The 25,689-nt window shown below is 56.1% G+C and carries 23 protein-coding genes; 9 read left to right on the plus strand and 14 right to left on the minus strand.

All coding sequences use genetic code 11. The annotated features are described in order from the left end of the window. Positions 1-9 precede the first annotated feature (9 nt). Genes ACQ3G7_RS12840 through ACQ3G7_RS12855 form a run of 4 tightly spaced genes read left to right on the plus strand, consistent with a single transcriptional unit; the run spans position 10 to position 3,118 of the window. The gene (locus ACQ3G7_RS12840; RefSeq protein ID WP_430890082.1) at positions 10-291 is read left to right on the plus strand and encodes a PTS sugar transporter subunit IIB; all 282 of its coding nucleotides are present in this window, start codon (positions 10-12) and stop codon (positions 289-291) included. Positions 292-293: 2 nt separating this feature from the next. Continuing rightward, positions 294-1,604, plus strand: coding sequence for a PTS ascorbate transporter subunit IIC (ulaA, locus tag ACQ3G7_RS12845; protein ID WP_430890083.1), 1,311 nt, complete (start codon positions 294-296; stop codon positions 1,602-1,604). Positions 1,605-1,613: 9 nt separating this feature from the next. After that, positions 1,614-2,354: a sugar isomerase domain-containing protein gene (locus ACQ3G7_RS12850; protein ID WP_430890084.1), complete on the plus strand. Its 741-nt coding sequence runs from the start codon at positions 1,614-1,616 to the stop codon at positions 2,352-2,354. Between the two features lie 14 nt (positions 2,355-2,368). Then, positions 2,369-3,118, plus strand: a complete 750-nt coding sequence (locus ACQ3G7_RS12855) for a GntR family transcriptional regulator (protein WP_430890085.1) — start codon at positions 2,369-2,371, stop codon at positions 3,116-3,118. Positions 3,119-3,260: 142 nt separating this feature from the next. On the opposite strand, the gene ACQ3G7_RS12860 is transcribed toward ACQ3G7_RS12855, so the two are convergent. The 10 genes from ACQ3G7_RS12860 to ACQ3G7_RS12905 all read right to left on the minus strand — a co-directional run bounded on the left by ACQ3G7_RS12860 (position 3,261) and on the right by ACQ3G7_RS12905 (position 15,686). Then, entirely contained in the window at positions 3,261-4,436 is a 1,176-nt protein-coding gene (locus ACQ3G7_RS12860) for a tetratricopeptide repeat protein (protein ID WP_430890086.1), read from the minus strand. Positions 4,437-4,665: 229 nt separating this feature from the next. Beyond that, entirely contained in the window at positions 4,666-5,754 is a 1,089-nt protein-coding gene (locus ACQ3G7_RS12865) for a mannuronate-specific alginate lyase (RefSeq protein ID WP_430890087.1), read from the minus strand. A 68-nt stretch (positions 5,755-5,822) separates the two neighbouring features. Then, positions 5,823-7,361: a methyl-accepting chemotaxis protein gene (locus tag ACQ3G7_RS12870; RefSeq protein ID WP_430890088.1), complete on the minus strand. Its 1,539-nt coding sequence runs from the start codon at positions 7,359-7,361 to the stop codon at positions 5,823-5,825. A gap of 513 nt (positions 7,362-7,874) precedes the next feature. Further along, positions 7,875-8,621 (minus strand): amino acid ABC transporter ATP-binding protein, encoded by a 747-nt coding sequence (locus tag ACQ3G7_RS12875; protein WP_430890139.1) that lies wholly within the window; start codon positions 8,619-8,621, stop codon positions 7,875-7,877. Positions 8,622-8,629: 8 nt separating this feature from the next. Further along, the gene (locus ACQ3G7_RS12880; RefSeq protein ID WP_430890089.1) at positions 8,630-9,697 is read right to left on the minus strand and encodes an amino acid ABC transporter permease; all 1,068 of its coding nucleotides are present in this window, start codon (positions 9,695-9,697) and stop codon (positions 8,630-8,632) included. Positions 9,698-9,706: 9 nt separating this feature from the next. Then, entirely contained in the window at positions 9,707-10,930 is a 1,224-nt protein-coding gene (locus tag ACQ3G7_RS12885; RefSeq protein ID WP_263096590.1) for an amino acid ABC transporter permease, read from the minus strand. Between the two features lie 63 nt (positions 10,931-10,993). Then, positions 10,994-12,043, minus strand: coding sequence for an amino acid ABC transporter substrate-binding protein (locus ACQ3G7_RS12890; protein ID WP_263096591.1), 1,050 nt, complete (start codon positions 12,041-12,043; stop codon positions 10,994-10,996). 153 nt (positions 12,044-12,196) lie between these two features. After that, positions 12,197-12,958 (minus strand): sulfite exporter TauE/SafE family protein, encoded by a 762-nt coding sequence (locus ACQ3G7_RS12895; protein ID WP_430890090.1) that lies wholly within the window; start codon positions 12,956-12,958, stop codon positions 12,197-12,199. A gap of 12 nt (positions 12,959-12,970) precedes the next feature. Continuing rightward, complete coding sequence (locus ACQ3G7_RS12900) at positions 12,971-14,293, minus strand: MmgE/PrpD family protein (protein ID WP_430890091.1); 1,323 nt, start codon at positions 14,291-14,293, stop codon at positions 12,971-12,973. 28 nt (positions 14,294-14,321) lie between these two features. Continuing rightward, positions 14,322-15,686, minus strand: coding sequence for an MmgE/PrpD family protein (locus tag ACQ3G7_RS12905; RefSeq protein WP_430890092.1), 1,365 nt, complete (start codon positions 15,684-15,686; stop codon positions 14,322-14,324). A gap of 249 nt (positions 15,687-15,935) precedes the next feature. Between ACQ3G7_RS12905 and ACQ3G7_RS12910 the strand changes: the two genes are divergently transcribed. The 3 genes from ACQ3G7_RS12910 (at position 15,936) to ACQ3G7_RS12920 (ending at position 19,631) form a co-directional block, all read left to right on the plus strand. After that, positions 15,936-16,583 carry a GntR family transcriptional regulator gene (locus ACQ3G7_RS12910; protein WP_263096595.1) on the plus strand — a complete coding sequence of 216 codons (648 nt, stop codon included), beginning with the start codon at positions 15,936-15,938 and terminating at the stop codon, positions 16,581-16,583. A gap of 105 nt (positions 16,584-16,688) precedes the next feature. Continuing rightward, complete coding sequence (locus tag ACQ3G7_RS12915) at positions 16,689-17,906, plus strand: diguanylate phosphodiesterase (protein ID WP_430890093.1); 1,218 nt, start codon at positions 16,689-16,691, stop codon at positions 17,904-17,906. 168 nt (positions 17,907-18,074) lie between these two features. Further along, positions 18,075-19,631, plus strand: a complete 1,557-nt coding sequence (locus ACQ3G7_RS12920; protein ID WP_430890094.1) for a sensor domain-containing diguanylate cyclase — start codon at positions 18,075-18,077, stop codon at positions 19,629-19,631. A gap of 108 nt (positions 19,632-19,739) precedes the next feature. Here the strand turns inward: ACQ3G7_RS12920 and ACQ3G7_RS12925 are convergent, their stop codons facing one another. From ACQ3G7_RS12925 to ACQ3G7_RS12940, 4 genes are read right to left on the minus strand one after another with little or no spacing between them, the layout of a single operon-like run. Further along, entirely contained in the window at positions 19,740-20,561 is an 822-nt protein-coding gene (locus tag ACQ3G7_RS12925; RefSeq protein ID WP_430890095.1) for an alpha/beta fold hydrolase, read from the minus strand. Positions 20,562-20,602: 41 nt separating this feature from the next. Further along, complete coding sequence (locus ACQ3G7_RS12930) at positions 20,603-22,237, minus strand: MFS transporter (RefSeq protein ID WP_430890096.1); 1,635 nt, start codon at positions 22,235-22,237, stop codon at positions 20,603-20,605. After that, positions 22,234-22,650: a DoxX family protein gene (locus tag ACQ3G7_RS12935; RefSeq protein WP_430890140.1), complete on the minus strand. Its 417-nt coding sequence runs from the start codon at positions 22,648-22,650 to the stop codon at positions 22,234-22,236. Before ACQ3G7_RS12935 ends, ACQ3G7_RS12930 begins: the two co-directional genes overlap by 4 nt. Positions 22,651-22,654: 4 nt before the next feature. Beyond that, positions 22,655-24,529, minus strand: coding sequence for an amidohydrolase (locus ACQ3G7_RS12940; protein ID WP_430890141.1), 1,875 nt, complete (start codon positions 24,527-24,529; stop codon positions 22,655-22,657). A 235-nt stretch (positions 24,530-24,764) separates the two neighbouring features. Here ACQ3G7_RS12940 and ACQ3G7_RS12945 point away from each other — a divergent pair, with 235 nt between their 5' ends. Further along, positions 24,765-25,451 carry a hydrolase gene (locus ACQ3G7_RS12945; RefSeq protein ID WP_430890097.1) on the plus strand — a complete coding sequence of 229 codons (687 nt, stop codon included), beginning with the start codon at positions 24,765-24,767 and terminating at the stop codon, positions 25,449-25,451. Between the two features lie 66 nt (positions 25,452-25,517). Further along, positions 25,518-25,688, plus strand: coding sequence for a DUF1427 family protein (locus tag ACQ3G7_RS12950; RefSeq protein ID WP_430890098.1), 171 nt, complete (start codon positions 25,518-25,520; stop codon positions 25,686-25,688). The last annotated feature ends 1 nt before the right edge of the window (position 25,689 follow it).

Raw genomic sequence — 25,689 nt, forward strand, 5'->3', positions numbered from 1 at the left:
GGGCTGATAATGAAAATTCTGACGGTTTGCGGTTTAGGCATGGGCTCCAGCCTGATTTTAAAAATGAATGTCGAAACGGTATTACAAAAAAACGGTATTCAGGCGTCTGTTGAACACATGGATGTCTCTTCCGCCTCCTCGGCGCGGGCCGATCTGGTGATCACCAATAGCGAGCTGGTGGATAACCTGCGCCAGCTTTCCTGCCCGGTGGTGGTGGTGAATAACTACATTGATACGCAGGAAATCACCCGCGCTTTAGCGCAGGCGGGCGTGCTGAACGAGGGCGTCTGACCATGAGCGAATTTATCGATGTGCTGCACTGGATAACCGTCAACATCTTCGGCGAAGCCTCCATTTTAATTGGTTTGATCGTCCTTCTCGGGCTGGTGTTACAGAAAAAACCGCTGGCGGACATCGTCTCCGGCACGTTGAAAGGCATTCTCGGTTTTCTGATTATTGGCGCAGGCGCGGGCATTATTGTCTCCGCCTTGCTGATCTTTCAGCCCATCTGGACCGAAGTGTTCGGCCTCAGCTCCATGAACCTGACGGACATTATGGGGCAGGTGAAATTCAGCGAACGCTTCGGCAGCAGCGTGACCATTGCGATTGCAGCGGGTTTTGCCATTAACCTGCTGCTGGCGCGAATCACCCCGTTCAAATATATCTACCTGACCGGCCATATGATGTTCTGGACGACGATGATCTTCGCCGGGATCATGGTCAACACCAACCCGCAAATCTCTGCGGTGCAGTTAACGCTGATGCTGTCGGTGATCATGGGACTGTACTGGACGCTGCAACCGGCAATGGTGCAACCGTGGGTGCGAAAAATCACCGGCAACGACAATGTCGCGCTCGGCCATACATCGTCCTCTGTGGCACTGCTGGGCGCGGTGTTCGGCACGCTCTTCGCCGCCAACAAAATTAACGCCGAAGATATCCAGGTGCCGAAAAAGCTCGGTTTTCTGCGCGACTCCAACGTGGTCACCGCGTTAACCATGACGCTGTTGTTCTTCGTGGGCACCTTTATTCTGCAAATCAAAGCCACGCCGAAAGCGGCCGAAATTCTCTCTCAGTCGGGCGGGCTCAGTTTTTATATCTACGCCCTGAAACAGTCGCTGATCTTCACCGGCGGCATTGCCGTGGTCTTGCTTGGGGTCAGGATGTTTATTGGCGAAATGGTGCCGGCGTTTAACGGTATTGGCTCACGGCTGGTGCCCGGCGCGAAACCGGCGCTCGATTGCCCGATTCTATTCAACTTTGCACCCAATGCGGTGGTGCTTGGCTTCGTGGGTGCCTTTGTCGGTTCACTGCTGTGGCTTACGGTGATTGGTCGCTCCACCGGGTATGTGTTTATTCCCAGCATGATTGTTATTTTTTTCCATGCGGGAACAGCTGGGGTGTTTGGCAATATCACTGGCGGCTATAAAGGCGCGCTGCTGGCGGGGTTTGTCACCTCCACCGTGGTGGCGTGGGGGCAATACTTCTGCGTCAGCTTCTTTATCAACGACACCATTCCGGATACCGCGCTGTGGGCGGGCGATAGCGACATGTTTATGCTGGCGCCGCTGATCGGCGCGTTAACCCGCTTGCTGACCTTCTGAGGATCTGCGATGAGCGATGCGCTGAACCACTACTATGCACAAATTCATCAGAAATTGCGGGCGCTGGAGCAACAACGCGACGTGATTGACCGCGCAGCAGAGATGATGTTCGACACCGTGTGCAACCAGCGCAATCTGTTTGTCTTTGGCGCCAGCCATGCCGGGATCCTGGCGGAAGAGATGAGCTACCGCGCCGGTGGGCTGGCGATCGTTAACCCGCTATTTAACCCGGCGCTGATGCTTAACGTACGACCATTAACGCTGACCAGCGCCGTGGAAAATGTTGAAGGGTTAGGGCGCGTCCTGGTAGAGAGTTCACCGCTACAGGCCGGAGATACGCTGCTTATCCACTCCGTATCGGGGCGCAACGCCATTACCCTGGATGTGGCGATCTGCGCCCGTGAGCGCGGGGTGAATGTTGTGGCGATCACCAGCCTGGATACCGCCGCGAAGGTGACCTCACGCCACTCTAGCGGCAAGCTGCTGGCCACGGTGGCGGATGTGACCATTGATAATCTCTGCGAATACGGCGACGCTGCGGTCACACTACCGGGAATGGCGCAGCGGGTCGCGCCGTTGTCCACTATTATGGGGGCAACCATTGCCAACAGCCTGGTGCTGCGCTTATGCGAACGGATGCTGGAAAACGGCCTTACGCCGCCGGTGCTGGCCAGTGCAAACATAGACGGTAATCAACAGATAAATCGGGATATACTGGAAAAATACAGGAGCCGGATACACTACCTCTGAAGCGGAGTTGAAGTATGTTTGAGTCTGACGGACTCCCACTTTACCTGAAGATCAAAGAGATTATTCTGCAACGGATCATCTCGTTTACCTACGATGACAGACTGCCTGGCGAACTGTTGCTGGCAGAAGAGTTTCAGGTGGCGCGCGGTACGATCAAACAGGCCATCGATGCGCTGGTCAGCATCGGGATGGTGTATCGCGAGCAGGGAAAAGGCACCTTTATTAACCGTGATGCGCTGCTCAAACACTACACCGATCTGCCGGATACGCTGGTCTCGTTTGTCGATCCTCAGCCCGTGCATCTGGAGGTCATTTCTCTCTTTCCTTCCATGGCAGACGGCGTGGTGGCGGAAAAAATGGGGCTAAGCCTCGGCCATCAGGTCGTGCGCCTTGAACGGGTCATGATGCAAAACGCGCAGGTCGTCGGGCATGTGATCAGCTGGCTCAACGGCCGGATTTATACCGATATCAGCCATATTGATGGCGCGCGTTCGCTGCACGGGCAATTACGCGAAACCTTTGGCTATGCGCCGACACGCGCCCATGAACAATACATGCCGGTGGTGAGCGACAGTGTGCTGGCAAAACAGCTCAACGTGGCGGTGGGCAGCCCGCTGTTACGCATCGAGCGGATTGCCAGTAACCTGGATGATGTGGTGTTTGAATACAGCGTCAGCCATGTGAAAGGGGCTTCGCTATCCCTGCGGGTGGCAACCAGTCAGAGTGCGGGTAATGCGCAGTGGAGTTGCGCTGTCTCATGGTAAAAGAACGTCAACAAGGTCCGCGCGGTTAGGCCTGAAACAAAAAGGCCTGAGTCCGCTCACATCACGCACCCAGGCCATAAACGCCGCTCAATGTGACTGCCCGGTTTGACAGGGCAGTCCATCTTTTCTGCTTTACCGGATATTAGTGGATAAGCCCCTGAACACGGGTAATGGCGTTGTCATACACCGTATTGGCTTTTTCATTACGGGCTGCCTGGTAATATCTCAGCGCTTGCTGATAATCACCCGCCGTTTCGTAAATTTTGCCGATGTTATAATTTGCTCCGGCGCGAACCGTTGGTGCACCTGTGCCGCTGGCTAATGCCAGCGCTTTACGGTTAGCCCACAGCGCTTCCGCCGTGCGACCGGCTTTCTGGTAAACCAGCCCCAGGTTGCCGTATGCCTTGCCGTTATCCGCCCACGCGTTGACGGCCGCCGTGAACTGCGCGATCGCCTGATCGTAATCATTTTGCTGATAAGCCGCTTCTCCCAACAGGTTGAAGTTGCGCGACGCGCTCATATCCTGTTGTGACCAACCCGCGTTGTGCGACGCGGTCCAGGCGTCTGCCAGCGCAGGCGAGAGGAGCGAGCCGATGCTCGCGGAATCCGTCGTTACCCCTTCAATTTTGTTGATATCGACAAAATCGCCCGACGGGGTGATTTTAAATACCGTCCACAGATTCCCGGTCTGATGCTGCGGAACATAATAGGTTCTCACCAGCGATTCACCGACGTAAACGAACACTTTCGCCTGACTCTCGGACAAGCGCGTGGTGTTCGGTCTTAAACGATCGGTAAAGTCATGGATAGCGTAGACATAGGACTGACCATTTTGACGGGCGGTCAGGGTGATGGTTTCCGGACCAAAACTGTCCGTATCGTCAACGTCCAGATTGCCGTTATCACCCTCTTGATGGTCGAAATAGATATGGTTGCCCGGATAAACAATGTGCGAGTCCAGATCCTCGGGCTGCGCTCCCCAGGTTAAGACCACACGCATGCTGTCCAGCCCGTTTAGCACCGGGCTTAGCGCATACGACATGCCATTACAGGGGCATTTCACCACCAGATTGGAATAACCGCTTTTTTTAACGATCAGCAGCGTATCGCTGGTATCGGGAAACGCGCTCTCCAGTACCGCCTGTCCCTGGGCGTTTGTTGTGGCCTTGATCGCGCTTTCACCGTTTCGTTGCAGCATAAGCTGCGCGTCGGGGATTTTCGCGTCTTTCACCACGGCGCTCAGAATTTCAACCTGGGTCGTGCTGGCCGAACCATAACCAGACAACAGAAAAAGCGGTAAAAGCAGCCATGACTTCATATTACTCTTCATTTAATCCCTTAATATCCGGGCAATTTTATGCCCTGTTACGATGTAATAATCTCCCCGTCCGGCTATCAGCGACCGGAGTGGGGAGGTAAAAAGCTGGCTAACAGGAATATCGCGTTCTGCTCACCCAGCAAATTTGAAACTATTCGCGCGGATTATACTTACCGCAACCTCATGATCAAAAGGCATTTTTACGAACCGTGAGTCTGTCAGTGCACGGTTAATCTTGCCCGTCGCGTTTCTGGCTCGTCACGGAAAACAGATGCGTCATATCGCCGCCCATCCGGGTATTTTGCAACGGTCTTAGCGCCGTGATGCGCTGGTTTAACGCCGTATCGCACTGCTGAAGCTGGCACCAGGCCTCCAGCCAGGCCAGGTTGGTCGGGTGCTGCAAAAAAGCGCGATCCTGCGGCTCCCCGGTTTGCTGTGCATAAGGGGCAGGGTCATCGAGCGAGGCAATGATTTTCGCGCCCAGCCGTTGCAACGCCCGGTTGTTTTCTGCCATCACATCCACACCGTTCGCCCGCGCAAACAGGGCGATCATCACCAACGGCTGTATCGCGTAATTATGGTAGGAAAAGGCCCGCTGGCGGCGGCGCAGTTCATTGGCTAAAAAACCCTGCGCATCCACTTGCTGCATCGCGGTGCGGTAAATCGCCAGCGATGCGTGAAACAGATCCTGACGCTGGGTGACCACCGCAGTCGACATCAGCGCCCAGGCGGCCCAGTAACTGTGGTTATTGACTCTATCCAGCGGCAGATCGCGCCATTCACTGGCGGTTAAGGTTCCCAACTGACTCAACCAGCGCGTGATGGTTTTCTGCTGGTCTGTATAAGCGGCAAGCGGCTGCGCCGGTGAGAAAGCCAGTTGTAACCAGGCTGAGGAGAAACTCGCCAGCGCCCATTTGCGCATGGACTTGCCGGTATGATTCGCCGCTGCGCCGGTTAATGCGCCTGCATCAGCCCACGCGCTGAGTGCGTTAACAACACAGGCGACATAACGCGGATCGCCGCTGCGTGTCCAGGCGGTCACCTGTTTGCTGACCAGGCTCTCCATGGCGGTAATGTTTCGGGTTCGATCGCGAAACGCAGCTTCAGCCTGCGGATTAAGCGTGGCGCGGGCGCTGTCGGAGCCTTCGTACTTGCTGCGAAAATCGAGCGTGCCGGTAAACGGCGTGGGAACAGCAGGGCAGTTGACCGTTTTTGCCGCATCAACCCGATGCGCGGGCGGCTGCATAAAACCGGAAGGGGGCTGTAAGCTGTCGGCAGCACGGGCCGCCACCGACAGGACTAACGACAAAAGAAACATCAGGACTGCTTTGCAGGGAACCATGCTGCGCCTCTTTTCCGCAACGGAGTCCGTGACTATAACAGGGATCAGCTACCGCCAAAAACATGTACCGCGCGATGCAGGCGGGCGGCGCGTTCAGAGAGATCTTCGGCCGCGCTGGTCACCTGTTCCACCATCCCGGTGTTGTTGTGCGTCATCGTGCCGATGCGGGAAACCGACTGATTAATCAGCTCCAGCGCCTGAGTTTGTTCATGCGTTGCAACGCCAATCTCTTTGATCATGGTCGACATATTAATCACGCTGTCGATCATGGCCGTCAGGTGTGTTTCCGTCTTCTCAACCATTTCCACACCGCTTTTCACGTTCGCCACGTTATGTTCGATCAACGTCTGGATTTCGCGTGCAGCAGAAGCGGAGTGCTGCGCCAGGTTGCGCACTTCGGCGGCCACAACGGCAAAACCACGGCCGGATTCACCTGCACGAGCCGCTTCTACTGCGGCGTTCAGCGCCAGGATATTGGTCTGGAAAGCGATGCTGTCAATCACGCCAATGATGTCGACGATTTTATTGTTGTCCGCGGAGACAGCCTGCATCATGGTGATGGTTTTCTTCATCACATCGCCGCTGTTCATGGCGCTGGCGCTGGTTTCATCGGCGCGGGCCATGGCATCGGACGCCGTTTCCGCCGTTTGCCGCACCGCGCTGGCGATCTCTTCCACCGCAGCGGCAGTTTGATGCAAATCAGCGGAGGTTTCTTCGGTGCGTTGTTGCAGGGATTCGCCTTCACGGGTAATGCGCCCGCTAATGGTACGAATACCGTTAATCTGTGCGGAAACATCCCCAACCAATGAACTGAGATTCAACCCGGATTGGTTAACCAGTCGCATCAACAAACCAATTTCATCCACGCGGTTAAAATGCCGGTAGTCGGCTTTACGCCCGGAAACCACTTTCTGCATTTGCGATAACACTATTTTCAACGGGCGCGATATTTGGCTCTGCAAAAAAACAGAAAGCAGTCCGAGAATAATAATAGATGCGCCCGCTTTGGTGGCAGCATTGACGTCCGTATATTGTAATGCAACCAGAAGGGCAGCCGTAATTATACTGCCCAGGTTGATACGTTTTGAAACATTGATGCGCTGAAAAAGAGATAAAAAAGAAAATAAACCGCGGCGCACTACCAGCCCTTTATAGAAACGATAGCCTTTGAGTTTATTCTCATTAACTTGTTGATAGAGGGCTGCGCTGGCATCCACTTCTGCGCGTTCGGGAATATTACGCACAGAGATATAACCGGTTAACTGCCCCTGCTGATAAATAGGGGTCACGTTGGCGCGAACCCAATAGTGATCGCCGTTCTGGCGACGGTTCTTCACCATCCCGGTCCAGCTGTCACCCTGTTGAATGGTAAACCACATATCGCCAAATGCCGCAGGGGGCATATCCGGGTGGCGAATAATATTATGCGCCGCTCCCATTAATTGATCTTCATTAAATCCGCTGGCGTCAATAAAGGCCGTATTGGCATAAGTAATATGGCTGTGCGTATTTGTTGTCGACAGCAACGTCGTACCGTCGTTAAGCAAAAACTCTTTTTGTGTAACATGAGTGTTACGCTTCATGAAAAAAACTCCACGATGGACCGCAATCAATGAGTTTTGCTGACGCGGTAATACGTGTGATTAATTTACCGGCCAGTGACTGTTGTTAGTTATTACCTGTGCATTTTCCACGAACTTATCGGCAACGGAAAGTAGCAACATTAAATATTTTTTTAGTCATGCTTACGCCTTAATTTTTAAATATTGTTATGAATTTGCGACAAAAAAAAGACAGCGCAAAATTTCCCAGGAGATAAGTAAACCCTTAAGCTAAATTATCAGCCAGACATCCGATAAAGGGTGAAAAATAATCACCGGACAAACAAAAACGTTAACAGCAGAAATAGCCGTATTTACATTAAAACACTATTTCAAAGGCAACATTGCCGCGTAACGTGCTGCTCAGTGATACAGCAATACTTAAATCGTATGACAACAGAGTGGATAAAGACATGACATTTTACAAGGGTAATAAGTTGCCTGTCGCTTATTTTTACGGCGTTTACAGGCGGCGGAAAAACCGCCGCCTGGAGATTAATGGCTGAGGATTTGATCGAGGAACTGGCGGGTACGCGGATGTGCGGGTTGCGTAAAGAACGTTTCGGGTGCAGCAGACTCCACAATGCGGCCATCGGCCATCAGGATCACATTGTCCGCCACGGTACGCGCAAAGCCCATTTCATGCGTCACCACAATCATGGTCATGCCGCTCTCCGCCAGGTCAAGCATCACATCCAGCACTTCTTTGATCATTTCCGGATCGAGCGCCGACGTCGGCTCATCAAACAGCATGATTTCCGGCTGCATACACAGGGCGCGGGCAATCGCCACACGTTGCTGTTGCCCACCGGACAGTTGCAGCGGGAACTTGTGCGCCTGGTTGGCAATGTGCACTTTTTCCAGATAGTGCATCGCCAGTTCCGTTGCCTGCGGTCGCGTCATCTTGCGCACCAGCGTTGGTCCGATAATCAGGTTATCCAGCACGCTTAAATGCGGGAACAGATTAAACTGCTGGAACAGCATGCCAATGCTCAAACGAATCCGGCTGATATTGCGCACGTTGTCGTTCATTTCGATGCCGTTCACCAGAATCTGCCCCTTCTGATGCTCTTCAAGGCGGTTAATACAACGGATCAGTGTCGACTTGCCGGAACCGGACGGGCCGCAGATCACCACGCGTTCACCTTTTTTCACGTTCAGCGACACCTCGTCCAGCACCTGGAATTTCCCGTACCATTTGCTGACCGATTTCATCTCAATTATCGCATCGCGCGATGTCATGTCTTGCATCAGGAGACTCCTTCAGGGTTACGGCGGGCATCAATGCGTCCTTCCACCCACACGGCATAGCGAGAAAGCAAAAAGCCGAATAATAAATACAACGAGGCGATAAACACATACGACTCGATATAGTAGCGACGCCACTGCGGATCCTGCATCACCGCGCTGGTGGCCGTCAGCACATCAAACAGACCGATAATGATCACAAACGAGGTATTTTTCATCGCCGCGATAATATGGTTGGTCACCGCCGGCAGGCAGATACGCAAGGCCTGCGGCAGAATGATTTTGGTGGTGGTGTGCCAGTAACCGAGGTTCAGCACCGCCGCCGCTTCATATTGACCACGGGGAACCGATTGCAAACCGCCGCGGATCACTTCCGCCTGGTAACAGGCAAAGAACAACGCAATACCAATGATGATGCGCAGCAGTTTGTTGACTTCCATATCCGCCGGTAAAAACAACGGGAAAACATTCACCGCCACAAACAGAATGGTGATCAGCGGCACACCGCGCAGACCTTCAATAAATATCACCGACAGGCCGCGCAAGAAGGGCAACGGGGAGCGCCGTCCGAGCGCCAGCATCACGGAGACGGGCATACCAATGATCACCGTGCCGGAAAACAGCAGTAGCGTCAGCGGCAGGCCGCCCCAGTCCGCAGAGGGCACTGGTTTCAGACCGAATACACCGCCGCTCATCAGTACTGACATCGTCGCCAGCGAGATGAGCCACAACGGCCATAACAGGCGCGAATGCCAGCAGGCGGGGGAAAGCGACACCCCCACGGTAATAAACCACACCAGCATCGCCAGCGCCGCGCGCCACTGTTCATCGTAAGGATACAGACCGAACAGAATAGGGCGATACTTCTCGCCAATCACTGCCCAGCACGCGCCAGTCGCCGCCCGGCACTGCTCCACATTCCCGCTCAGCCCGACAGCGTTAATGACGCCCCAGCGCAACAATGATGATCCCACCAGCAGGATCACCGTCAGCAACAGGAGTGTCAGCACCGTTTGCAGGACGCTGCTGAAAAGATGACGTCGCAGCCAGAAAAGCACAGGGTTTTGCATCACGGTTCCTTAGCGCTCTTTAATGGCGACGTAACGGTTAAACAGGTTCATCAGCAGGGACGTCGCGCCGCTGATAATCAGATACACCACCATCATAATGGCGATCGCTTCCAGCGCCTGGCCGGTCTGGTTCATCAGCGTATTGCTGATGTTCGCCAGCTCCGGGTAACCCACCACCACGGCGATGGAGCTGTTTTTCGCCAGGCTCACATACTGACTGGCCAGCGGCGGCACCATGACGCGCATTGCCTGCGGAATGATCACGTGGCGCATCACATGCCACGGGGAAAAGGAGAGCGCCCGCGCCGCTTCAAGCTGTCCTTTGGGCACCGACTGAATACCCGCACGAACGATTTCGGCAATAAACGCCGACGAGTAAAGGGCGATACCCAGCAGCAGCGCGGTGAATTCCGGGCTGATGGTAAAACCGCCTTTAAAGTTAAAACCGCGGAGTTCCGGGCGATTCAGCTCGTGCGGCGCGCCAGCAAGCACCCACACCAGCAGCGGCAGACCGATAATCAGCGCAGTCCGCAGACGGGCCACCGGCACCATTTTGCCGTGATGCTCACGCCAGCGACGCGCGACGCGCGAGAGCAGTACACTCATGACACACGCCGCCAGCAGCGCCATTAAGGTCCATAGCCAGCCGCTGTGCGCCGCCGGGACGGTAAAGGTCAGCCCACGGTTGGTTAAAAAGCCCATGCCAGGCAGAATGATCGCCTCACGCGGCGAGGGCAGATTACGGATCACCACCGCCCAGAAGATCACCTGCAAAATGACCGGCACGTTGCGCAGCAGCTCTACGTAGCCGACACACACTTTCATCAGCAGCCAGTTTTTGGACACTCGCCCGATACCGACAACAAAACCGAGCACAGTGGCGAGCACAATGCCACACACGGTGACGTACAGCGTATTGAGTAAACCGACGGCCAGCGCGCGGGTGTAGCTGTCGCGCGGCGTGTAGTCGATAAGTTTCTCGCCAATGGCGAATTGCGCGCTCTGATGCAGGAAGCCAAAGCCGGTGGCAATACGCTGCGCGCGCAGGTTATCCACCACATTACTGTAGAGCCAGTAGCTGAACCCTAAAAGCAGCGCCGCCAGCAGGAACTGGTAACACCAGCTGCGCACGGTCTTGCTGCCGAAAAAGGTGAAAAGGCGAAACACGGTGGACGGCCGGGTCGTGTCCGACGCCAGGGCAAGCGCACCGGAGTTGTCAGTCTGTTTCATCATTAAACATCAAGGTTGTTACGGGAGTGGAGAAGGGTCACCCCACAGTCAGGGGTGACCCGGCGATTAACGGATCGGCAGGCCGTAAAGCAAACCGCCTTTGGTCCACAGATTGTTTAAATCGCGATCCAGCGGTTCAGCGCTTTGCGGGCCGAAATGACGGTTATAAATGTCGCCATAGTTGCCCACCTGTTTAACAATGTTGTACACCCATTTATCATCCAGGCCGAGTTTCTGCCCAAAGCCGCCAGTCACGCCAAGCAGGCCCTGAACATCCGGGTCGGTGGATTTCAGCTCAGCGTCGACGTTACTCTGGTTGACGTTCATCTCTTCGGCGTTAAACGTGGCGTAAACAACCCATTTCACAATGTCAAACCACTGGTCATCGCCTTTGCGCACCGCCATGGCCAGCGGCTCTTTCGAGTAGATGCCCGGCAGGATGATATGGTCGTCCGGTTTTTCTGCATCAAAGGTTTTGATGCCCGGCAACGCCACTTTGTCGCGGGCGATCACATCGCAACGCCCGGCAAGGTAAGCCGCAACATACTCTTTGTTATTCTCGATCACCACCGGGGTGTAGTGCAGGTTACGCGACGAGAAAATCTGCGCCACATTCTGCTCGGTGCTGCTGCCCGGCGTGATACACACCGTTGCGCCATCCAGATCTTCCACTTTTTTCACACCGCTGTTGGCGCGCACCATAAAACCGGTGCCGGTGTAGAAGTTAGGCGGAGCGAAGTTTAGTCCCAGCGACACATCACGGGTCAGAGAAGCGGTAATGTTACGTGATAACACATCGACTTCACCGGACTGGATCGCCGCAAAACGCTGGGCGGTGGAGAGCGGGGTGAAACGCACTTTTGATGCATCGCCAAATACCGCCGCCGCCAGAGCGCGGCAGAAGTCCACATCCAGGCCTTCCCATTGGCCTTTGCTGTCAATAGAGGCAAAACCGTGACGGGCAGGGTGAACACCGCACACCAGTTCACCGCGCGCTTTAATTTTCTTCAGCGTGTCGCCATTTGTCGCGGGCGCGTTTTCTGCCTGCGCAGGGAAAATAAAACTCCCCAGCGTCAGCAGCAATACCGACGCCGCAAGGTGGGTTTTCTTCAGCATGGCTATTCCTTTTTAAAGGGTTGTTTTCAGGTTAACTAACTGTATTTATTTATTTTTAAATAACACATCCGTTTGTATACCTATGTTCTTCGTCCACAACGCATTTGGCAAAGAACGAATTCAGTAAAGCATATACGCCAAAGAAGTAAGGAATTATTTCAACCATCCTTCTATACCCTGCCACAGCAGTTGCGCGCTGAGCAGGATCATCGTCACACGAAACAGCACGCGGAACAGTTTTTCGGGCAAATTATCCAGCACCCGGGTACCCAGCCAGGTACCGAGCGCGCCGCTGATGATCATCGCCGCCAGCACCGGTAACCAGTTGGCCCAGGCAAACCCCATCAACCCGAAGGCCAGGATCTTCAACCCGTGCTGCAACACCATACAGGTGGCGTGGGTGGCGATCAGCGGCTGGCGTTTCAGTCCTTGCGAGCTGATAAGCCCGGCGACCATTGGTCCGGTAGCACCCACAATCATCGTGCCAAGGCTGCTGATGCCGCCGCCGAGGATAAAGAACGGGCGGCTCAGTGGTTTTTGTTCTCCGCGTTTACGCAGTACCGACCAGAGAATAAACAACCCCAGCGCAATACGCGCAAGGCTGTCCGGGATCATTGCGGCCACCGGTGCGCCCACGGCAATACCAACCGCGCTGCCGAGCAGAAACCACAACACCAGCGGCCATACCACGTGCATACGCTGGATCAGCGTACGGCTCAGGTTCGAGCCCATTTGCACCATGCCGTGAACCGGCATCAGGCTGCTGACCGGCATGCCCAGCCCCATGACCGCCAGCAGGGCCGTGCCGCCGCCGAGGCCCATGGCCGCCGTCAGCGCCGAAGTAAGAAAACTACAAAACACCATTACGCCAGCAAACAGCGGCGAAATTTCCGGTGGGATCCAGGTGATGGTCATTCGGACATCCGGTTAGCGGTAATCATCCTGCAACAGGCGTTGATACAGCGCCTGTGCACCTTCCGCAGACAATACGCGGCTGGCGCAGTCGAGGAATTTTTGTTCAATCAGGTTTTCCGGCAACGGAATTGCCGGGCTGGAACCCCGCGCACCCGCCACGCGCTGGCTGAATTGTCGTCCATCGGTGGTGGTCAGCGTCACAAACGCGCTATGGGTGATCTCTTCATCATGTTTCTCCAGCGTGACCTTGTGCATCAGGGCTTGCGTTGCCGGATCGAAGAAGCGCGCATCGTCAATAAAATCATCCAGCGTCAGCGTGCCGGTGACAAATGCGCGTGCCACGCAATAATGCAGGCTGAACTTCCCGGCCAGCGGGTTTTCTGGCTGTGGAATATTGATGTGCGGGAAACGAATCGGGTGGACCTTGATGCAAATGTGTTCGATCGCCTCCGGCGAAAGCCCGGTCTCTTCGCGCAGCGCCAGAATGCCATCCAGCGGCGATAAGATCGCGTAGCAGCACGGGAAGTATTTGTAGTTATTGCTTTTCACCGTATCAAGAATAAAGGGGGTGGCGTCCCAGCGTTCCGTCAGTGGCAGAGGGTCGACATTTGCCTCGCCGTTATAGACGTGGAAATACCCCTGTTGATGCTCAAACGCCGTCACGCCCGCGCTGAATCCCTCTTTCGCCAGTTTGCTCGCCATCACCGCACTGCGGGCAGCCTGACCGACGGCCAACGCTTTGGTTTCGCTACCGAAGTTCGACTTGATCCCCGATGCCAGCGACGCGGTCATCGCCAATGCCGTGGCTGTTTGCTGTTCATTGAGATCCAGCAACACCGCACAGGCGGCAACACCGGCGAAAACACCCACGGTGGTGGTTGGGTGCCAGCCGTGACGATACTGGAACGGGCTAACCGCTTTCCCCATGCGCACAGCGGTTTCATACCCGGTGATATAGGCACGCAACAGCGCTTCGCCGTGGCGACCCTGTTCATCTGCCAGCGCCAGCAGCGCAGGCAGTACGGCCACAGAGATATGCCCGTGCAGCCAGGAGTTGGAGTCATCAAAATCAAGCAGGTGAGAGGAAACGCCGTTTAACAGGGCGGCGTCCAGCGCATTCAGTTTCAGTTCAGTGCCGAAGACGCGGCTGTTGCCGCTTGCGGCAGACGGCACAATAACGGCCCGCAGTTTACTGGCGCCATCCTGTACGCCGCCAGCCAGCGTAACGCCGAGGGTATCAATAATGGCGGTACGCGCGTTGCTGTATGCAGCCTGCGGAAACGCCTGCCGGGAGAACGCCAGTAAATTACCGGCAAGTTGTCGGGCAATGGTCATGTAACAGAGTTCCTGTGCAAAAAAAGAATCAGCGATCGCCTGCAAGCAGTTCCGTAATGCGGGCCAGTGAGCCCGGGCGCTCGAAATGGCAGGCCGCATCATAGAGATCTGCGCTGCGCGCCGCACCGAGAACCGGAATGGTGAGGGCGTCAAATTTGGCGCGTAACTCTTCATCGCTCAGTGGGTTTTGCGCGTGACCGCGATAGACATCAGTATGGGCGTGCAGCACCTCGCCGTCATCCAGCCAGACATCGATAAATGCCGAACTGGCGGACTGACCCTCAACGGCCTCCACCTGTAGCAGCGGCAGCAGGGCGCGCGGTTGCGGATCGTCCACGGTCGCCTGGGTGAAATCGGTGTCCGTCAAATTGTAGCCACTTAAGGCGAGGGTAATGCAATGAGGGATACTGAATTTGCTCTCCAGCGGGGTGCGCGGATCCATAATCCCGGCGTTGACCATCCCCATCGGGTGCACTTTGGCGCTAATACGGGTAATTTTCCGTCCTTGCAGCTGCGGGTAGATTTTCCGCGCAGTTTCAATCGACGCATGCGTACCGCGGCAGCTGGCGTAGAGCTTATAACCGTTGGTCAGCAGCTCCCAGCTTTCGCCAAAATCCAGCGGTGGGATCTCTGCGCTGCCGTCCTGGATAAAGATTTTCACCCAGCCGTCCGCTTCATAGAAATGGTGCGCGCCAACGAAGTTTTCTGCCGCCAGTTGCGCCGCCATAATGCCGTCCATCGCGGCTTTACCGGCATGGAAAGGCTTGCCGTGCGTACCGGAGGATTTTTGCAGGCCGCCCATCATGGTCGCCGCAGCACCCAACGCGTTGCGAATCTGCTCTTCAGAAAGCTGTAAAATCGCGGCGGCAACCGCAGCCGCACCGGCGCGCCCCACCACTGACGTCGGGTGGAACCCGCGGCGTTGCAGATTACGTCCGACGCCGGGCACCCAACCGCCGCCCAGTTTCGCCATCACCTCAAATCCGGTAATAAACGCGAGCAGCACGTTCTCTTCATCAACCGGATACGCCTGCGCCATCGCCAGCGCGGTAGACCAGCACGGTCCGCCCGGGTGTCCTGCACCGGCTGGGTGTGTGTCGTCGTAATCCGCCGCATGCGCCATGGTGGCATTCACCAGCGCAGCAAGCGCAGGGGTCGTGGTTCCCGACAGGAAGATGCGCGCATCACCGGCGGCGTTCCAGGTTTTTGCTACCTGGCGAACCGCGTGTACGGCATCGTCGTTGACCGCGCCAATCGCCACGCCGAGATAATCGATCAGGGCGCGTTTTGCTTCATGGCGTACGGCGGGGGGGACGGTGAGTTGATGAGCCTGGCTGATAAACTGGCTGAGCTGTTCTCCACGGGTTAATGCAACTTCTCTTTTTTTAGTCATCGTAAAACGAAGATCCCTGGTGTTGGCCTACAAATAAAAAAGCAGAAACTGTGTTTGTGTTTATTTGAATTCATTTGTATACAATGAATATAAAATAAACATAGCAGCCATTCCGTAAACGTCAAAAGATGTTTTTTAGATAAGCTAAGAACAAAAAAAGCATAGACGTAACCTATCCTGTGGCAAGATGTGCGACGGCAGGGTGCCAGCCTTTATCAGGGTCATCACACAGACAAACGGAGCTTAAACGTGAAATCGACGGGTCGCGACACAGGCTTAACGCCTTTTGAAATCTTGCTTTCCGCCATTGAAGCGGGGGAACTGCAGCCAGGGGAACGTTTGCAGGAAACACGACTGGCGGAACAGTTTGGAATTAGCCGTACACCTATCCGTGAAGCCCTTCACCGGCTGGAGACCCTCGGGCTTGCCGAGCCAGGCCCACAGCGTGGGCTGATCATTGCCCATATCAGTTATGAGCGGCTGCGCCAGCTGTTTGACGTTCGCGAAGGTCTGGAGCGTCTGGCTATGGATCTGGCGGTCACCGCCGCCTCCACCGAGGAGATTGCGCTGTTACAGGAGATGGTGGATATCGAAGCCACGCTGACCGACAGTAAAGCGCTGCACGACCATAACCGTGTGTTCCATCGTCAGATTTACCGCGCCACACACAACCCCTATCTGAATGAAATGCTGGATAACTTGCGTATTCACCTGTCGCTGCTGCGCAACACTACCTACGAGTTGCCGGAGCGCACCCTTGAAGCCAAACGTGAACACCAGGCGATTGTCGATGCGCTTACCCGTCGCGATCGTGCGGCGGCCCAGGACGCCGCCAGCCAGCATATTCGCAATGGCTATCGCGCACGGTTGAGTATTTTAAGCCAACGAGAACGCTAAAAGAATGGCCCTTAATTGACGGACGAGATTTTAACATTCTTGCTAGACTGGCGTGATGGCAGCATCTATGTAGATTTTGTGTGGGCATTCTGAGGGCAGCATTTCGTGTTAGCGACTTTGATTTACCGTAGCCGACTGAATCGAACAGTAGATCCCTCTCAACTGACTAACCTTGTCGAGCGAGCAAGCCTGCGTAATTCACAACTGCAGGTAACGGGCATCTTACTGTTCGACGGCGATCATTTTTTGCAGGTTCTTGAAGGGCCGCTGGCGTCTGTTAACGCCGTTTTTGAACGAATTAAACGGGATCATCGCCACGGTAATGTGGTGGAGCTCTTACGCGATTTCGCGCCACGCCGTCGCTTTGTCGATCGCGGCATGGTGCTGTTTGATTTACGCGTAATGAAGCCGGCAGCGGCGCTGCGCGCTATCCTGCGGTTTGGCACGCTGCGCTACCAGCTGGCCAGTATCGACCGGGTCTACAAATTTATCCGTAATTTTATCGCTTCGCAGAATAACAATGATCGGGTACGCAGTACGTCGCCGGAACACTGGTGCTTTGTCTGTAAGACTCCGCCGTTCACCAGCACTCACGCGCCGGTCTCCGGCGATCAACCGTGCCAGTTTGCGTTTCAGCCGATCATTGAGCCGCTGCGCGGGAATATTTCGTCTATCGAAGCGCTGATCCGCGGCCCAAACGGCGGCAGTCCGCTGGAGTATTTCTCCAGCATCGCGCCGGATAAACTGCATGAAGCCGATCTGGCGTCCAAAGCCTGGGCGCTGGCGATGGCCAGTCGTATGGGGATCGGCAACCATAAAGTGGCGATAAACCTGTTACCCATGTCGCTGGTCAAAATCCCCGGCGCGGTGGATATTTTGCTCAGTCAGATTACGCGTAACAATCTCAATCCCGGGCAGATTATCGTTGAAGTGACGGAAGACGAAGTGATCTCGGGTTACGAAGAGTTTACCTGGGCTATTCGCCAGCTTCGCGCAGCCGGTATTGGCCTGGCGATTGACGACTTCGGTTCCGGTTTCGCCGGGCTGTCGCTACTGGCGAAGTTCCAGCCGGACAAACTGAAAATCGACCGCACGATCGTGACCGATATCCATCTGCACGGCCCGAAACAGGCGATTGTCAAAGCCATCATTGACTGCTGCGCAGAGCTGCAAATCACCGTGGTGGCGGAAGGGGTCGAAAAAGTGGAAGAGTGGTGCTGGCTGGAAGCAGTCGGCATTGAACGTTTCCAGGGCTTTCTGTTCGCCCGCCCGGTGCTCAATGGTATCTCGCCGATTAACTGGCCGCTCAGAGTCACACGCTGACAGCGAAGTCATGCGCCCGTGTTGTCCGTTCGCACTTCCCCTGTGTAAGCAGGGGACATCCCCCCCCGCTTAACGCCGGTCCGGTGCAAATAACGCGCTTATTTGGCTTATAAATCATCGTGCTTCTATGCTTAACAGAATAACAGCGGATGTGGTTCCGGAGGGATAATGAAATTCAAGAAGAATGTGGCGCGTGCACTCGCGCTCAATTCATCTCTTGGCCGCAGTATCACTTTTTTTATGGCAGGGCTGCTGTTGGCTGGCATTGTCACCTGCGTCTGGACGCTGACGCGATCGTGGGACAAGACAGTACAGGACGCGGAGCGCAGCGCCATTAACCTCTCTGTCGCGCAGGCACGCCAGGCGGAAGACACCTTTTTGCAGGCGGAACTGGTCCTGCGTGAAGTACGCCGCAACATTCCGCAGGAGGGGCTGGCGTCGATCAATATTCCATCTTTCAACACCTATCTGGCCGAACTGAAAGACAGGGTCCCGCAGTTGCACGGGGTGATGGTTTTTGACACCCAGGGGACGATGCTGGCCACCTCGCTCGACAAACGCCCGCTGATGACCAACTACAGCGATCGCGAATACTTTATTTATCATCGCCGCAACAATCATGGCAGCCTGCATATTGGTCATGTGATCCGCAGCCGCTCCACCGGGGACATGGTGATTCCGGTCTCGTTACGTATCAACGATGCGGCAGGCGGTTTTGCCGGAGTAGCGCTGGCCACGGTAAAAGTGGAGTATTTCCGCCATTTCTATGGCTATTTCGAGCTTCAGGATCGTGACCTGCTGGCGTTATTGACCACCGACGGCACCACCTTATATGTGCGCCCATATGGCGATGAGACCATCAACCAAAATCTCTCATCCAGCCCCTTGTTCACCCGCGAATTGTCGCAAAAAGATCGCGGCCACGGCACCTGGGTGTCCACGCTGGATAACATCGAGCGTATTTATGGTTTTGCCCGCTCGGAGCGCTACCCGCTGGTGGTTGCCGCAGGCTACGATAAATCCGCCCTGTGGAATAGCTGGTTACGCGGCAGCCTGCCGGATATTGTGTTAAACGCCATGCTGCTGCTCGGCACGCTGCTCATGGGCGCAATCATTTTCCGTCAGGTCCGGCTTAACGTACGGAATCAGACGCAACTGGCGACGCTGCGGGATGAGCTGACCAGTATTAACCATACGCTGCAACTGATGGCGCTGGCCGATGGCCTGACCGGGCTCGCCAACCGCCGCCAGTTCGATCTGTTCTTGTCGCAAAGCCTGAAAAACTCGGCGCAAACGCAAAAACCGGTGTCGCTCATCATGATCGATATCGACTACTTCAAGCGGTATAACGATTTTTACGGCCATGTGGCCGGAGATAACTGTTTACGTCTGGTGGGCGATATTCTGCAAAAACTGCAACTGAACAAGAACGACCTGATTGCCCGTTACGGCGGTGAGGAGTTTGCCATCATCCTGCCGGATACCGGGCCAGAAGCGGCACTGTTTGTGGCGCGCCGCGCCGTCAGTATGGTGAGAGGGGCGAAAATCCCGCACTCACAGGCGGGCGGGCAACATGCGGTGGTAACCATCAGCGCGGGCTGTTACAGCGTGGTCGCCGATGCCGATTTTGACGATGCCATTCGCCTGAAGGAGGGCGCGGATAAAGCGCTGTATCAGGCGAAGATAGAAGGGCGTGACCGTGCGATGGCGACCAGCGATAGCTAAACCATCAGGTCGCTCCTTTAAAACGTTAAGTCCAGGCATCTTAATAAAAAAAAGCCCGATAACGCTACGGCTATCGGGCCTTCGCCAGGCAACAGTTTAGCGGCGTGCTTACAGTGTCTTCAGAAACGCCAGCAAATCGTCGTTCAACTGATCCTGATGGGTGACCGCAAAACCGTGCGGGCCGTTGTCATACACTTTCAGCTCCGCCCCGGCGATCAGCTCCGCCGACAGTTTGCCCGTCGCTTCAAACGGCACAATCTGGTCATTACTGCCATGAATAACCAGTGTGGGCACATCCACTTTCGCCACATCCGGACGGAAGTCGGTTTCAGAAAATGCAGTAACGCAGTCGAGCGTCCCTTTTAGCGATGCCAGCAGGGCAATATTCAGCGTTTGCGTCAGCACGCCGTCAGAAACCTTCTGCCCGGCGTTCAGACCATAGAACGGGGTGGCGAAATCGCTGATAAACTGCGCGCGATCTTTACGTAACCCCGCCAGGATACCGTCGAATACGCTCTTGTCCACGCCCTGCGGATGATCGGCGGTTTTGCCGAAAATCGGCGTCACCGCGCCCAGCAACACCAGGCCTGCAACGCGTGCGCTACCGTAACGGCCGATATAACGGGTCACATCGCCACCGCCCATCGAGAAGCCCACCAGGGTCACCTCATTGAGATCGAGCGTCGTGATCAGATCGTTAATGTCCGAGGCGAAAGTATCGTAGTTATAGCCGTTCCACGGCTGATCGGAACGCCCAAAACCACGGCGGTCAAAGGCAATAACGCGGTAACCACGCTCGGCGAGGAAATTGAGCTGGCTGTCCCACATGTCACCATCCAGCGGCCAGCCATGGCTGAACAGCACCGGCTTACCCGCGCCCCAGTCTTTGTAATAAATCTGAGTACCATCCTGCGTTTTAAATGTGCTCATCTGCTTACCTCATCGTTAAGTAGTGGGTGATTGCCATAAACTTACCGCTCACCGGGTGCTATCAGATAACGCATGACCGGCGAGACGCCGCCCCGGTGGAACGCCAGCACACGCTCCTGAATCAAACGGTCATTGACCGTATGACGCTCATGCTGACGCAAATGCTCAATCCACGATCCCATCAGCCAGGTTTCCACAAACACCCCCGGCTGACGGATATCCTCATACACCGCCCAACCCATCGCGCCAGTGCGTCGCCGCACGCGCCGCATCTCCTGGACGGCCAGCATAAAGTGCTGCGCCTCCTGCGGTTCAATCTGGTATTCGCAACTCACCAGCACCGGCCCGCGTTCATGGGCCACGGCCATCTCAACGATGCCGTCCGGTGGCCCGATAAGATCGAGGTTCAGCGCCGCATCTTTTTCCAGCCGCCAGCGTAAAACTGTAGCAGTCCCCAGCAACATTCCCATTGTCGCTGCACACAGCGCCCATGAAATGCCATACGCCGAGGCGAGTTTTCCCCAGAGAGCGCTGCCCAGCGTCATCGAACCGAAAAACACCGTCAGATAGACCGCCAGCGCCCGCGCTTTCACCCAGCGAGCCGCACTTCGCTGTGCGCCAACATTGAGCGTCGACAGCACGGCTATCCATGCAAATCCGGTGAAAAACTCAAACAGATTCAGTAGCCAGAAATAGCGGACAAAAGCCAGTGCCAGCATGGTCAGGGCAAACAACAAACTGGCCGACACCATCATCTGGTCGGCATTCAGCCGCTTACGCAGTGTCGGCAGCACCACCGCACCGCAAATCGCCCCCAGACCAATGCAGGCAAGCATAGTGCCGTAGCCGCCAGGTCCGAGCCCCAGCTCGCGACGCGCCACCAGCGGCAGCATTGCCCATCCGGCGCTGCCAAACAGGAAAAAAGCCACGGTGCGCGCCAGTACATTGCGCAACACCGGCGCGGCATGCACATAGCGCAGCCCGCCGCGAATAGCGGTAAAGAAGTGTTCAGGCGGCAGGCGTTGCAGTGTCGTTTGCGGTTTCCAGCGGTGCAGCACATAGCCGACGCCCAGCACGGACAGGGCGTTGAGCATAAACACCATCCACGGCCCGGCAAACGAGAGGATCAAACCGCCTAACGCGGGGCCGATGGCACGACTGATATTGATCCCCAGCGAATTGAGGGCAATCGCCGGGCTGAGCGCCTGTTTTTCCACCAGATCCGGCACGATGGCCTGAAAAGCAGGGGAACTGAGCGCCGCGCCGGTACTGAGTAAAAACGTGGCGGCCAGCAAAACTTCCGGCGTGACATTGCCGGTAAACGACAGCAGCGCCAGCCCTGCGGCGGCGCAGAACGTCCACACCTGCGAAAAAAGCAGGATCTTGCGACGCTCGACAATATCTGCGAGCACCCCGGCAGGCAGGACAAACAGGAACATCGGCAGACTGCTGGCAGCCTGTACCAGCGCCACCGCCAGCGGATCCGCACTCAGGGAGAGCATCGTCCAGTTCACGCCAATGTCGCTCATCCATGAGCCGATATTGGACACCACCGTCGCAATCCATAGCATGCGAAACACGCGCTGACGCAGCGGTTGCCAGGCCGATCCAGAGGGTTCCCCCGCAGAAGGTGGTAACACTGTCACTGCTGCATGCAGTTCGTTTTGTTGCGTCATGCAAGGGCTCCTCTGGCAGGCAGGCTGACGCGCCAGCGACCCGGCCCGGTCAGCAACAGGGTGGTAAAGATAATCAGCAACAACCAGCCGAATTGCCCCTCTGCCAGCGACCAGTCCGCATGCACCACCAGCATCGCCACCAGTAACACAACGATGATCGGCACACATGCCAGCCGCGTCCAGAGACCGGCAATGATGAACAGCGGGCAGACCACCTCGGCAAAAATGGCCGGTAACAGACTCATCCACGGACCAAAACCGAACGGATCTTCGATGTGCGCCAGTTGGTCGCTGAAATGGACGATTTTCGGCAGACCGTGCACATACAACAGCAGCAGGCTGCCCGTCAGGCGCAGGAATAACAGCCCCGTATCAATACGGGGCGCAGAGAGCGGAAACGTTGATGTTTTCATGATGTCAGAACGCAAAGCAGCTACAGCCAAGAACACCCCAGAACGCGTTCTCATCCGCTACCGGCACGGCGGATCCGCGAGCGATATCGTGCTGATGAACGTGAACCCCACACGGCCCGGAACAGTGATGCACGCCCGCTGCCTGACCCACACGCGCCGCCTGTGGCGGCGCGCTGCGGTAATGCCCGGGCACGTTCACCACCGGAGACCACTCCGGCAACACCGGGATCGCCGGCGGTGCTAACGGTCCGAAACGGCCTGCGGCATACACAATCTCGCCGCCCACCACCGTCAGTACCGACTCAATGCCTTTGATCTCTTCTTCCGGCACGCGGAAATAGTCTTTACTCAGCACCACGAGGTCTGCCAGTTGACCGGCTTTGATCTGGCCTTTTTTCCCCTGTTCACTGGAGAACCAGGCGCTGCCTTGCGTCCACAGCAACAGGGCGGTATCGCGATCGAGTCGCGCACTGCTTTCGTACATTTGCATACCGCCGACGGTACGCCCGGAGACCAGCCAGTAAAGCGCCGTCCACGGGTTATAGCTGGCCACGCGGGTGGCATCGGTGCCCAGACCCACCGGCAAACCCGCTGCCAGCATGCGCGCTACCGGCGGGGTGTGTTTCGTGGCTTGCTGACCGTAGCGCTCAGCGAAATACTCGCCCTGAAACGCCATCCGGTGTTGTACGGCAATGCCACCGCCCAGCGCTTTGACACGATCAATATTGGCTTCGGTAATGGTTTCCGCGTGGTCGAAGAACCAGTGCAGGCCATCAAAGGGGATTTCGCGGTTCACTTTTTCGAACACATCCAGCATCCGGCTGATGGATTCGTTATAGGTGGCATGCAGGCGGAACGGCCAACGGTGTTCGACCAGATGGCGCACCACGCGTTCCAGTTCCTCTTCCATACCTGGCGCCAGATCCGGGCGCGGTTCAAGGAAATCTTCAAAATCCGCCGCAGAGAACACCAGCATTTCACCCGCGCCATTATGGCGGAAGAAATCACTGCCCTGACCGGGCGTCAGCATGTCGGTCCATTTTTCAAAGTCTTCCAGCTCATGCCCCGGACGCTGGGTAAACAGGTTATAGGCAATACGCACCGTCATCTGTTTTTTGGCGTGCAGTTCGGCAATCACCTCGTAATCGTCCGGGTAGTTCTGGAAACCGCCGCCTGCATCAATGGCGCTGGTCAGGCCGAGGCGGTTCAGTTCGCGCATAAACTGGCGCGTGGAGTTAACCTGCTGCTCCAGCGGCAGTTTCGGGCCTTTCGCCAGCGTGGCGTAGAGGATCATCGCGTTCGGGCGGGCGATCAACATGCCGGTGGGGTTGCCATTGCTGTCACGCTGGATCTCGCCGCCGGGCGGGTTAGGGGTATCGCGGGTGTAACCAACTACCTTCAGCGCAGCGCGGTTAAGCAGGGCACGATCGTAAAGATGGAGGATAAAAACCGGGGTATCAGGTGCGGCCTCGTTGATCTCATCCAGCGTCGGCATGCGCCGCTCGGCAAACTGGAACTCTGTCCAGCCGCCCACCACGCGCACCCACTGCGGCGACGGCGTACGCAGCGCCTGTTCTTTCAGCATACGCAGCGCATCCGCCAGTGAAGGCACGCCTTCCCAGCGCAGTTCCAGGTTGTAGTTCAGCCCGCCACGAATCAGGTGCAGGTGCGAGTCATTAAGACCCGGAATCGCGGTCTGGCCCTGCAAATCGACCACCTTCGTGCGCTCGCCCTGCCAGGCCATCACCTCTGCGGCGCTGCCAACTTTGACAAATTTTCCGTCACGGATGGCAACAGCGTCGGCAAACGGGTTTTCGCGATCGACCGTGTGAAACTGGCCATTAAGCAATATCAGTTCTGCGTGTGTGAGCGAATCCATCATTCCTCCAGTCTGGGGCGGCGCATAGCGGCCGGTAAGCATCGGGAGGGATTATGGCGACGGGAATAAAGCGCAGGATAGTTGTACCAAAGTATAGGTATACGAAAGGATAGTTATACCATCAGATAATGGTTTTGCCGGGGCGGGATACCTACCATGCAGCCAACGATAGCGATGACCCGTCGTTTGCTGTCTGAACGTAGCGATCTTCACTTTAACCTCTATGGGTACTGATATGACAACCTCGAAGCTTGAAGTCCTGACCCCGGCTAACTGTCAGTTAATCTTTATCGATCACCAGCCACAGATGGCGTTCGGCGTGCAGTCCATTGACCGCCAGGTGCTGAAAAACAATACCGTCGCGCTGGCAAAAGCCGCGAAGGTCTTCACTATCCCGACAATCATTACCACCGTGGAAACCGAAAGCTTCTCCGGCAACACCTATCCTGAACTGCTGGATGTGTTCCCGGAGCAGGATATTCTGGAACGCACCTCCATGAACTCCTGGGACGACCAGAAAGTGCGCGATGCGCTGGCGGCTAACGGCAAACGCAAAGTGGTGGTCTCCGGATTGTGGACAGAAGTGTGCAACAACACCTTCTCACTGTGCGCCATGCTGGAAGGCGACTACGAAATCTATATGGTGGCGGACGCCTCTGGCGGTACGTCAAAAGAAGCGCACGACTACGCGATGCAGCGCATGATCCAGGCGGGCGTCATCCCGGTGACCTGGCAGCAGGTCATGCTGGAGTGGCAGCGCGACTGGGCGCACCGCGAAACCTACGACGCGGTCATGGCGATTGTGAAAGAGCACTCGGGCGCGTATGGCATGGGTGTGGATTACGCCTACACCATGGTGCACAAAGCGCCGTCCAGAGCCAAAGCCGGTCACCGCACGCTGGCCCCGGTTCCGGCGCGTTAAGCGCCTCGCTGGCCGGTACCCGCCGGTCAGCGCTCTTCGTTCGTTTATTCCCGGCAGGAGAAAATCATGAATATCGGCCTGATATCGTTCGCCGCAGGCGTGCTGATTGGTGTGATCTACGCGCTGCTGAAAGTGCGCTCTCCCGCACCGCCCGCTATTGCACTGGTCGGTTTGCTCGGCATGCTGCTGGGTGAGCAACTGATTGCCACGCTGATAACACACTCAAGCGCAGGGTAAC

This window comes from Kosakonia sp. N21 (assembly GCF_050587465.1).
Taxonomy (GTDB): Bacteria; Pseudomonadota; Gammaproteobacteria; order Enterobacterales; family Enterobacteriaceae.

What these genes read in the sequence shown, in the direction of transcription:
- ACQ3G7_RS12840 (WP_430890082.1), top strand. Translation starts at nt 10, where the DNA reads ATGAAAATTCTGACGGTTTGCGGTTTAGGCATGGGCTCCAGCCTGATT.
- ulaA (WP_430890083.1), top strand. Translation starts at nt 294, where the DNA reads ATGAGCGAATTTATCGATGTGCTGCACTGGATAACCGTCAACATCTTC.
- ACQ3G7_RS12850 (WP_430890084.1), top strand. Translation starts at nt 1,614, where the DNA reads ATGAGCGATGCGCTGAACCACTACTATGCACAAATTCATCAGAAATTG.
- ACQ3G7_RS12855 (WP_430890085.1), top strand. Translation starts at nt 2,369, where the DNA reads ATGTTTGAGTCTGACGGACTCCCACTTTACCTGAAGATCAAAGAGATT.
- ACQ3G7_RS12860 (WP_430890086.1), bottom strand. Translation starts at nt 4,436, where the DNA reads ATGAAGTCATGGCTGCTTTTACCGCTTTTTCTGTTGTCTGGTTATGGT.
- ACQ3G7_RS12865 (WP_430890087.1), bottom strand. Translation starts at nt 5,754, where the DNA reads ATGTTTCTTTTGTCGTTAGTCCTGTCGGTGGCGGCCCGTGCTGCCGAC.
- ACQ3G7_RS12870 (WP_430890088.1), bottom strand. Translation starts at nt 7,361, where the DNA reads ATGAAGCGTAACACTCATGTTACACAAAAAGAGTTTTTGCTTAACGAC.
- ACQ3G7_RS12875 (WP_430890139.1), bottom strand. Translation starts at nt 8,621, where the DNA reads ATGACATCGCGCGATGCGATAATTGAGATGAAATCGGTCAGCAAATGG.
- ACQ3G7_RS12880 (WP_430890089.1), bottom strand. Translation starts at nt 9,697, where the DNA reads ATGCAAAACCCTGTGCTTTTCTGGCTGCGACGTCATCTTTTCAGCAGC.
- ACQ3G7_RS12885 (WP_263096590.1), bottom strand. Translation starts at nt 10,930, where the DNA reads ATGATGAAACAGACTGACAACTCCGGTGCGCTTGCCCTGGCGTCGGAC.
- ACQ3G7_RS12890 (WP_263096591.1), bottom strand. Translation starts at nt 12,043, where the DNA reads ATGCTGAAGAAAACCCACCTTGCGGCGTCGGTATTGCTGCTGACGCTG.
- ACQ3G7_RS12895 (WP_430890090.1), bottom strand. Translation starts at nt 12,958, where the DNA reads ATGACCATCACCTGGATCCCACCGGAAATTTCGCCGCTGTTTGCTGGC.
- ACQ3G7_RS12900 (WP_430890091.1), bottom strand. Translation starts at nt 14,293, where the DNA reads ATGACCATTGCCCGACAACTTGCCGGTAATTTACTGGCGTTCTCCCGG.
- ACQ3G7_RS12905 (WP_430890092.1), bottom strand. Translation starts at nt 15,686, where the DNA reads ATGACTAAAAAAAGAGAAGTTGCATTAACCCGTGGAGAACAGCTCAGC.
- ACQ3G7_RS12920 (WP_430890094.1), top strand. Translation starts at nt 18,075, where the DNA reads ATGAAATTCAAGAAGAATGTGGCGCGTGCACTCGCGCTCAATTCATCT.
- ACQ3G7_RS12925 (WP_430890095.1), bottom strand. Translation starts at nt 20,561, where the DNA reads ATGAGCACATTTAAAACGCAGGATGGTACTCAGATTTATTACAAAGAC.
- ACQ3G7_RS12930 (WP_430890096.1), bottom strand. Translation starts at nt 22,237, where the DNA reads ATGACGCAACAAAACGAACTGCATGCAGCAGTGACAGTGTTACCACCT.
- ACQ3G7_RS12935 (WP_430890140.1), bottom strand. Translation starts at nt 22,650, where the DNA reads ATGAAAACATCAACGTTTCCGCTCTCTGCGCCCCGTATTGATACGGGG.
- ACQ3G7_RS12940 (WP_430890141.1), bottom strand. Translation starts at nt 24,529, where the DNA reads ATGGATTCGCTCACACACGCAGAACTGATATTGCTTAATGGCCAGTTT.
- ACQ3G7_RS12945 (WP_430890097.1), top strand. Translation starts at nt 24,765, where the DNA reads ATGACAACCTCGAAGCTTGAAGTCCTGACCCCGGCTAACTGTCAGTTA.
- ACQ3G7_RS12950 (WP_430890098.1), top strand. Translation starts at nt 25,518, where the DNA reads ATGAATATCGGCCTGATATCGTTCGCCGCAGGCGTGCTGATTGGTGTG.